The organism is Moorena sp., assembly GCF_982860115.1.
Genome location: NZ_CEYLVT010000257.1, coordinates 1 through 9,750 on the forward strand (window position 1 = coordinate 1; position 9,750 = coordinate 9,750).

The following is a 9,750-nucleotide window of genomic DNA, read 5'->3' on the forward strand; positions in this document are numbered from 1 at the left end:
AGGCAATAGGCAATAGGCAATAGGCAATAGGCAATAGGCAATAGGCAATAGGTAATAGGCAATAGGCAAAAGTGATAATAATTGACGAAAACAGTATCGAAAAACTACTACTAATGTTGGTAGATCTAATTGAGTTTTTAGGGTTAGGGTTTCGGGTTTCGGGGTTAGGGTTTCGGGGTTAGGGTTTCGGTATCTATTCCCGATTCCCGATTCCCGATTCCCGATTCCCGTTCCCCTCCTGGGAGGGGTTAGGGGTGGGTTCCGATTCCCGATTCCCGTTCCCCTCCTGGGAGGGGTTAGGGGTGGGTTCCGATTCCTTAGACGCTAATACTTTCTAGTTCCTTGAGTAGTAAGGCTTCAGCATCTTCTTCTGAAAGCTGTTCTACGTCTACTGAGGTTAGGGTTTGTGTAGGATGATCATCCTTCTGTGTAGTCTCAGCAGAGTCTGTTTCCTCCTCCTGCTCCTCTTCGGTAAACATTTCACTGACCAGATACCCGGCAAGAGCGTCGATAGTGGGATAGTCAAAGATCAAGGTTGAAGATAGCGATCGCCCTAAAGAGGTTTGTAGACGATTCCTCAACTCCACAGAGGTAAGAGAGTCCATGCCAATGTCAAAGAAACCTTGATGGGGATCTATGCTATGGGAAGAACTCCAACCTAAAACTTTGCTAACTTGGTCTCGAATGTGACTAAGTAAACGTTCGTGGCGCTGATGGGGTGGAACTTGTTGTAATGCCTGTATAAACTCAAAGGCTTGGGTTGATGTTTCCTCTGCTACAACCTGTGTTGTTGCTTCAAGGGTTAACTCAGTTAGTAGCGGTGGGATGTTATCAGCACTAAATTGCTGTAGGAACTCAGACCACTCAATCGGCATCACCCCAATTTGGGCAGAGGGATTGTGGAAAATTTCTTCTAATACCTGTAACCCTTGCTTAGGTGCAATAGTACCCAGACCTCGCATACTTGACATTTTGTTCAAGTTGCGCTTAGCTACTGCCCCTAAATCAGACCATGCCCCCCAGTTAATGCTCAACCCTGGCAGCCCCTGAGTTTGGCGATAATTAGCTAGAGTATCCAAAAAGGTATTAGCTGCTGCATGGTTTCCTTGACCTGGTGAGCCGATCAGGGAAGCGATTGAGGAGAACAGAATGAAGAAGTCCAACGGTATGTGCTGGGTCAGCACGTGTAAATTCCAGGCTCCTTGGACTTTAGGGGCTAATACCTTAGCAAAGTCCTGCCAATTTTGTTGTTCGAGTCGGCCAACCTCAAGAACACCTGCGGCATGAATCACCCCTTTCAGTGGTGGCATAGAGACTTCAATCTCACCTAGCACCTTCTTAACTTGCTCAGTTTGAGAGGCATCCGCTTGAGCTACCAGGATCTTAGCCCCCATATCCTCAAGCTCCTTCAAGGTGACCTTGGCTTCCTCGGAAGCACCGCTGCGTCCCACCAAGACCAGATGCCTTGCACCCTGAGCCACTAGCCACTGGGCAACGACTAAACCCAGACCTCCCAGACCACCTGTAATCCAATAGGTGCCATCGGAGTGCAATTCCACTGGGGTTGATTCCTGCTGACGGTGGCGCACTAAGCGAGGTACATACCGTTGTCCGTGACGTAAAACTAGATTGTTCTCTCCTTCGTTATCGTCTAACCACAGTTCCTCAAATAAAGCTTTGGCCTGATCATCCTGACCTAAGGGATCCAAATCCACTTGTACAAAGTCAAGTTCTGGATGTTCTAGGGTAATCACTTTACCAAGACCCCACAAGGGAGACTGAGCCACTGCTAAAGGAGTTGGTTGGGCGCTCACTTGCTTAGCCCCTTGAGTAACCAACCACAATGAAGGTAAGTTGGAGAACTCGGCTTTAACCATGGACTGCAGTAGCTGAAGTACACTGCGGCATCCCAAGACTGAGGCAGCCTCTAAGTCTGCTACTGTCATTTTTGCTGGGTCTACCGTATTCAAACTCCACAGGTGTACTACCCCACGGCAAGGGGGAATATCACTGGTAGTTACTGCTTTGAGCAACTGCTGAAAATCCTCTGGTTGCTCTGGGTTAATCTGGTATTGACCTTCCCCGAGCTGTTGATAAGAGGTGCTGGGAAAGACCATCGTACAGGTTTCCCCACGGGAACTGAGCTGTGCTGCTAACTGTTGACCAATACCCTTGTTATCAGCAAAAATCAACCAACTACTTCCCTGCCCTGGCATGGGAGATATCAGTTCCTGTTGCTCAGTTTGCAAGTCTAATTGAGCAGTTTGAGCCAGGATAATGGATTGGTGGGATAAGCTGCCACTGTTAGCCCCTGCTTCTGGAATTGTTCCGGTCTCGGCAAATCCGATATCCTCTAACAAATCTTGCCACTGGTAGGGAGTAAGTAAGGGGTAATCTGGTCGTAACTCGGTATCTGTAAATTTCCACCAGCCTTCTGTTAAACCAAAGATTAGATCTAACCAACGCTGACGTCCGGTTCCTTCCAGCAACATCACCATTCCCTCTGGTGCCAGCAGTTGCTGAACATGGGTCATAGTGTGGCGTAGGTCACTGGTGGCGTGGATGACATTGGATGCTAAGATTAGGTCGAACTGATTGGAAGCAAATCCCTGGGCTTCGATGTCTTGTTCGATGTCCAGAATCTGATACCGAATAAAGGGGTAATCACGAAACTTCTCCTCAGCCTTGGCCATGAACAAATGGGACAAATCGGTAAATACATAGTCTGTCCGATTGGCTGGAAGTTGGGAAGCAACATAGGAGGTTGTGCCTCCGGTTCCGGCTCCAATTTCCAAAACTCGAATGGTTCGTCCCTTTGGCAACTTCTCCACAGCCATTGATACAGCTTTTTGGATCAGTAGGTTAAACACCCGATTACCTGGGGATTCCTGATACAACTTCTCTGCAGAGGTAAAGGATCCATCAGGAAACAACAGTTGGATTGGGTCACACTTTCCTTGTACAACCTCTGCTAGTTTCTCTCCACAGCGCTCCAGTAAGGTAAACTCAGCGTCATAGGCAGGGTATTGAGCCAATAGGTCTGTGGGCTTCTGCTCAAAGACTTGTAGATCAGGCACTCGGGAAACTTGCCACTGGGTGGTATTAATCTTTGTAAGTATCCCTTCTTCGGCTAAGATATCCAGCATCCGACCGAACAGACGATGGTGGGGCTCGATTATACCTAACTGTTGTGCTAAAGAAACTACGGTGATGGGCTCATTCAGCGGAAACTGCCAACCCATTTTTTGGAAAGCACTTACTACGTAAGCACCACTGAAAGCTTCTAGTTGAACTAAAATGTCTTCATAAATTTCCAATCCATGCTGATTCTGCAACTGATTTGCATGAGGCTGGATGCGATCGCTAATTTGGGAGGGGCTGGGAAAATAGTCTGCTGGTAGAATCTGACCTAGACGAGTTTTGGGTTGCCACTCCACTTCGTAGAGCCAATTCTTGAAGTCGTCTTGGAGTGTATGGAGCAGAGCCTGACGCTTTGCCCGCTTAACATGCAATCCTTCTAGTTCTGCGATTACCTGTCCATGATTATCCAACAGCTTCAGGTCAGCAGTACGGCTTTCCTGATTCAAGCCATCCTGGGGACGCATCTGACCATAAATCCACAACTGGTTTTCAGGACGACGGTATACCCGCAAATTATCCAAACCCACTGGCAGATAGGTATCCGTATCCCCATCACCAGACAAGGTGGCAAATAGCAGTTGGAGACCAGAATCCATCAAGACCGGGTGCAGTTGATAGGCTTGGGCTTGAGAGACTAACTCCTCGGGCAGCTGAATCCGGCCTAGGGCTTCCCCTTCTTGCCGCCAAAGTTGCTCAATACCCTGGAAACTGGAACCATACTCTAGTCCCCGTTGGCGGAGTTGTTGATAGTATTCCTTAACAGACAACTCTTCTGGAAACTTGGCCTTGAGGTCTTCTATAGAGATTGAGACTAGCTTTGTTTCTCCATTTGTCTGTCCATCTGTTTGTCCAACAGAGATTTTGCCTATAGCGTGCTGTGTCCAGGCGTTGGGGCCATCCTCTCCCTCAGTGGTCAAGCTCAAAATCCGCCACAGCGCTTCCCCTGTTCCGTCCGGGGTTAAGATTAACTGTACCGTACGGCTAGCATCCTCTGGAATAACTAGGGCTTCTTGAATGACTACGTCCTTAAGGGTGGTGGAACCTGAACCTAGGTTTGACCCTAGGACTTTAGCCCCTGCTGCCAGAGCCATTTCTAAGTAAGCCGCCCCAGGCAACACTACCATGCCGTAGACCTGATGACCGACTAGGAAACGCTGCACCTCAGGTGTTAACTGGGATTCAAATAGGGTTTCGGTGAGGGGTGAACGTAACCGTTGCCCTAGTAAGGGGTGAACATCAGGGTTTTCCTGAGACAAGAATGCTTGTGGTCTTTGAGATGGTCTTTGAGATTTCTGCTCGACCCAATACCGTTCTTCCTGCCAAGGGTAGGAGGGTAAACTCACAACCCGACAATGGGAGGATCGGAATAGTTTATGCCACGCTACTGTAAAGCCCTGGGTGTAGAGTTTACCTAGAGAGGTGAGCATGGTTGCTCGTTCCCCCTGACTACGGCGTAGGGAGGGTACAACAACTCCTGCTTGATTGAGATGGTCGAGGGTTTGAGCAATATATCCGGAAAGGACTGGGTGGGGACTAATTTCTAAGAAGATCCTATGACCAGCTTCCACTAAGGCTTCAATAGCTGGAGCAAAGCGGACAGCTTGCCTGATATTTTGCCCCCAGTAGGTAGCATCGAAATCTGAACCTTGACTAGCGCAACCGGTAACTGTAGAGTAGACCGGAATAGTTTCTGGCTTAGGTTCGAGCCCTTCCAGTCTCTGCACCAACTCCTCCTGAAATGGTGCCATTTGGGAACTATGGAAGGCATAATTCACTGGCAGCAATTTGTAGAACACATCCGGTTGCCGCTGGGCAAGGAATTCAAGGAATAATTCCATTGCTCTAGACTCTCCAGACACCACCGTTGAGGTGGGACTGTTAATTGCTGCGATGCCTAGGTTAGGGTTTTCCGATCCAAAAATGCGATCGTATTCAGACAACAGGTGTTCTGTATCAGCTACGGAGAGTTCCAATGCTGCCATCTTGCCATTGCCTGTGGCTTGCTGCATCAAGCGACCGCGATCGCAAATTAACCTCACAGCATCCGTTAAGCTGAGACTACCAGCAATGTGAGCTGCTGCCACTTCACCTAAACTGTGACCCACTACTGCTTTTGGCTCTATGCCCCAAGAACGCCACAGCCGAGCCAGGGCAATTTGTAGGGCAAAAATAGCAGGCTGAGCAATTTCCGTTTCCCCAAGGCGGGATTGAGACTCGTCCGCTGTTAACTCCGCTAACAATGACCAGTTAGCCTGGGAGCGAATCAGGGCATCACACTCCTCTATCGCCCCTCGGAATACTGGTTCCGATTGCAGTAGTTCCCGTCCCATCCCCCACCACTGAGGCCCCTGACCAGAGCAAACAAAAACTACCTTCGGACGGCGGTTGCCCCGTTTACTACCACTAGCTAAGTCAAGATCTGAGGGGTCTTGGAGTAAATCTTGCAGGCGCTCCTTCGCGTCTTCAGGGGAATTAACTACTAGGGCTAAGCGGTGTTTATGGTGAGTGCGCCGGACACTAGCGGTGTAGCAAATGTCCTCTAATAAAGTAGGATTGGGGTCTTGAGTGGCTAAATAGTCTTGATAAGTGTTAGCCAGGGATTTGACCGCTTCTGGACTATGGGCTGAGAGCGGTAGTAAGTAAGGTGGCTTCAGGGGTCTGGCCTGATCCGGAACTTGGGAGGATTGAGGAGCTTGTTCTAAGATCACATGGGCGTTAGTACCGGCAAACCCAAAGGAACTGACCCCAGCCTTGGCTAAACCAAACTGCTCAGGCCAAGGACTTAGCCTCTCCTGAACCCGTAGCGGTAGAGTATCGAAGGGAATATAGGGGTTAGGATTTTCAAAGTGCAAGCTGGGGGGTAGTTGTTGATGTTTGAGAGATAAGGCAACTTTGATTAAACTAGCAATGCCAGCAGCAGCTTCCAAATGACCAATATTGGTTTTAACTGCTCCGACAGCACAATAGTTTTCCTCCTGACGATCAGTAGCAAGCACGGAACCGAGAGCCATCATTTCAATCGGGTCTCCCAGGGGTGTGCCAGTACCATGGGCTTCAATGTAACTAATTTCCGAGGGGGCTACCCCAGCATTGTCTAAGGCTTGACGGATTAGTGCTTCTTGAGCTGGACCATAGGGAACAGTCAATCCCTTGCTACGACCATCGTGGTTAACTGCACTGCCTCGGATAGTGGCGTAAATTGGGTCATTATCAGCTAATGCTTTGGATAGGGGCTTGAGGACAATGCAACCTGCTCCTTCACTGCGAACGTAGCCATTGGCTGTGGCATCAAAGGCTTTGCAGCGACCATCGGGAGAGAGGGCTTTTAGCTTACTTAGGGCAATGTGACCAATGGGTGAAACGATAATATTCACACCCCCAGCCAACGCTAAGGTAGACTCTCCATTCCAAAGACTCTGACAGGCCAGGTGAACTGCAACCATTGAGGAAGAGCAGGCGGTGTCGATTGCGATCGCAGGCCCTTTAAAATTGAATAAATAGGAAAGGCGACCAGCGGCAATATTCAAGGCATTACCGGTGAGATCGTATCCTTGGGGCTCAATGGAATAATCTGGATGAGTGTAGCTGTAATCATGGTTGGAAATTCCCACAAATACTCCAGTTCGGGAGCCAGCCAAGTGGTCTCGCACCTGTCCTGCATCTTCCAGGGCTTCCCAAGCCACCTCTAGCAATAGCCGTTGTTGGGGGTCCATGGCAGTGGCTTCTCGGGGGGAAATGCCGAAGAAGTGGGGGTCAAACTGGTCTACTTGGGGCAAAAAGCCCCCGTAGCGAGAGTTCATTTTGCCAGGAGTATCTGGGTCAGAATCATAGAAGTCACGGAGATCCCAACGGGTTTTGGGGATTTCACTAATAGCATCGACTCCATCACATAATAATTTCCAAAAAGCCTCTGGATTTTCGGCACCAGGAAAACGACATCCAATGCCAATTATTGCTATTGGTTCCATGTTAAAAACCCTTTTTGTATTGATACTGGGGGGATGAGAAGATAGGTAATCGGTAATAGGTGGTGCTGTCAGCCAATTATCGATTATCAATTACCAATTACCTCTTGACTAGCGCTTTAGTTTTGTAGTGGTACCTAAGCTACCTCTTTAATCCACGGCTGTAATTCAGCCCGGTACTGGTAACTGGTGAATTCTTGGCGCATTTTGGCAATTTTACTGTTTGCAGGTAAGTCTTTGGTGAAGTGCTTATAGATTATTTCACCGATATAAATCTGGATTGTATTGTTTAGATTTTGGAATAAGTAGTAAAGATTTTTTGGAGCGATAAACCCAGACAAACCAAAGCCTTTCCAGAGAAACTTTGCATACCAAATTGTGTTGTAGAAACTGGTATATTTCATAGAAGCAAAGATATTGCACCGTTTAGGCTCAAGCTTAGTGTTCTCCAAAAAGTCATCAAAATGTTCAAGAGTGTTGTAACCCCAAACTAATTGGTCTCCACGGTAGCAGTCCATAAAACCAATATTGGCACCACGCTCCACTAATTCATTGAATTGTTGATACAGATGCTCACTGTATCCATTCATGTTAGCTTCAAGACCTTTCACATATCTGGGAATAAAATCTAAATCCAGATGCCATTTACCCAGGTACATAGGCACAATAACACCGAACCACCATATATAGTCTTGGTAAATGCGCCAACTCATAACACTGGCGTGACCAAGATGCTTATCGTGATATTTGATCAGGTGGTTGTTGAATCTGGTGTAAGTGAGGTTAAACTGATTGTAAGCAGAGCGCTTTTCTTCCGCATTGGACTCCCCTGCGAGTTTAGCTCGGATAATTTCTGTAACCCCCTCAATAGCAAAGGCAATCATGGTTGTTCCCAAGGAATAGAAGGGATCAAAAATACAAGCAGCATCTCCAAGAACGTACCAGTTATCTTCAGAAAACATAGTTTTGCTGGTGTGTGAAGGTCTTGGAAGATAGTGAAAATCAACAGCTTCACCACTTGTAACCAGCCGATAAAGCATGTTGTGATTTGCCTTCAAAAAAGCGTAGAACTTTTCCTTGGTATTGATTTCTTTATCAGGAATAACACGTCGATGTTGAGCAATACCAATGGATATTTCCTGGGATTCCTTTTCTGTAGGTATCATCCACAGCCAGTGACCATGACCAAACCAATGATTAGTGGCATAGTAATGGCTACAAGTAATACTATTGGGATCATAACCATCATGGAAGATCGTGCGATCTACACCTTTAACCCTTACCCATGCCGAACCAGTATTGAGTCCAAAAAGATTGTCTGGTCCAAATAGAACATTGTCGGTTTTGCGACCAATAATAAATTTACGACCTGCCCCGTCGATAACATGTTTTGCCTTAAGTTCTATGTACTCACCATCAACTTTCTTGACCTTAACCGTCTTGATAGCATCTTTGGGAGTTAAATCCACATCTACCACACGACCTTGGTAGAAAATCGCTCCCATCGCCTTATTCATCTTGAGCAGATCCCGCTCGAATTTAGCCCGATTCATCTGGAAGGAAGCTAGGGGAGGTTGCCGATTAGCCCAGATGTGATAATAATCATCAGTGGTTTCAGTTTTAGTTGGATCTTTTGGCCAATGGAAACTTAACCCAAATTTGGGCGGATGGTTATCAATCATGTACTCATAGAGACCCAACTCTTTACAAACGAAAAGAGTAGCGATTTCTACCATTGATTCGCCAATTTTTAGATCCTTCTCGGTTCTTTCTTCTGGGCGAGGATCAATCAGGGCAATCTTAATATTAGGGATATTCAGAAGTAGGTGTCGGGCTTGACAGACCCCTGCAAAGCCTGCACCCATAATGACAACATCGTATTCTTGAGATTGAGTGTTATTCATTAGTTAATTTATTAGTAGTTTTCAGTAATCAATAGTAACCTTATTGGGGAGCATCCCATTGCTGTAAATCTAGGCTATAACTCAACTAAAATCCTATAATTAACAGCATTTTTATGAGACTTTTTACAAAGTGGGATGCTCATATTTATTGAGCAAACTAGGAATCTTGAACTAAGCGCTGAGCAAGTTGTTCAACGCTTGGATAGTTAAAAATTAAGACTGGATTAAATTCACGTCCAAGCCACTTTTCTAACCGTCCCAGCAAAATCAAAGCCTGGCTAGAATCTAAGTCATAGTTATCAAAAGGCTCATTAATATCAATATCAGCTGGTTCCATTTCCAGACGCTCAGCTAACTGATCAATTAACCAAGCTTGAATTTCGTCTTGAGTAAAAGTAATAGATTGGGCCATTTGCCTAACTCCGGTATTTTTTTCAGTTTGAATACAGTAATGTTTGGTTTGGTTTGGATATCAATTATCCTGTGAGCCTGCAACAACGTTTTACTGTCTTTTGGTAATTGGTAATTGGCAATTGATAATAGCGGTAATCTTACCGAGCATCCATTACCAATTACCCGACAATCTTTTGTTGCATCCCTTTTATAAAAGGGGGATGAGATTGAACTTGTGGTTCCAAGTTGTTCTATTAAGATGTCTGGGTCACTCCAAGAAGTTACGCAGCTATTTACAAAACTTTATAATTTTTCTGCAATGGTAGTGAAATTCACCAGGGGGCGGG

Annotated in this window: 3 protein-coding genes; all 3 read right to left on the reverse strand. The window is 46.5% G+C overall.

Going from position 1 to position 9,750, the window contains the following annotated elements; all coding sequences use genetic code 11:
* Positions 1-317 precede the first annotated feature (317 nt).
* The 3 genes from AC4II3_RS28195 to AC4II3_RS28205 all read right to left on the reverse strand — a co-directional run bounded on the left by AC4II3_RS28195 (position 318) and on the right by AC4II3_RS28205 (position 9,422).
* On the reverse strand, positions 318-7,109 hold the full coding sequence (locus AC4II3_RS28195) for an SDR family NAD(P)-dependent oxidoreductase (protein WP_488014617.1): 6,792 nt from the start codon (positions 7,107-7,109) through the stop codon (positions 318-320).
* A 134-nt stretch (positions 7,110-7,243) separates the two neighbouring features.
* Positions 7,244-9,010, reverse strand: a complete 1,767-nt coding sequence (locus AC4II3_RS28200) for an NAD(P)/FAD-dependent oxidoreductase (protein ID WP_488014615.1) — start codon at positions 9,008-9,010, stop codon at positions 7,244-7,246.
* 157 nt (positions 9,011-9,167) lie between these two features.
* On the reverse strand, positions 9,168-9,422 hold the full coding sequence (locus AC4II3_RS28205; RefSeq protein WP_488014613.1) for an acyl carrier protein: 255 nt from the start codon (positions 9,420-9,422) through the stop codon (positions 9,168-9,170).
* Between the last annotated feature and the right edge of the window lie 328 nt (positions 9,423-9,750).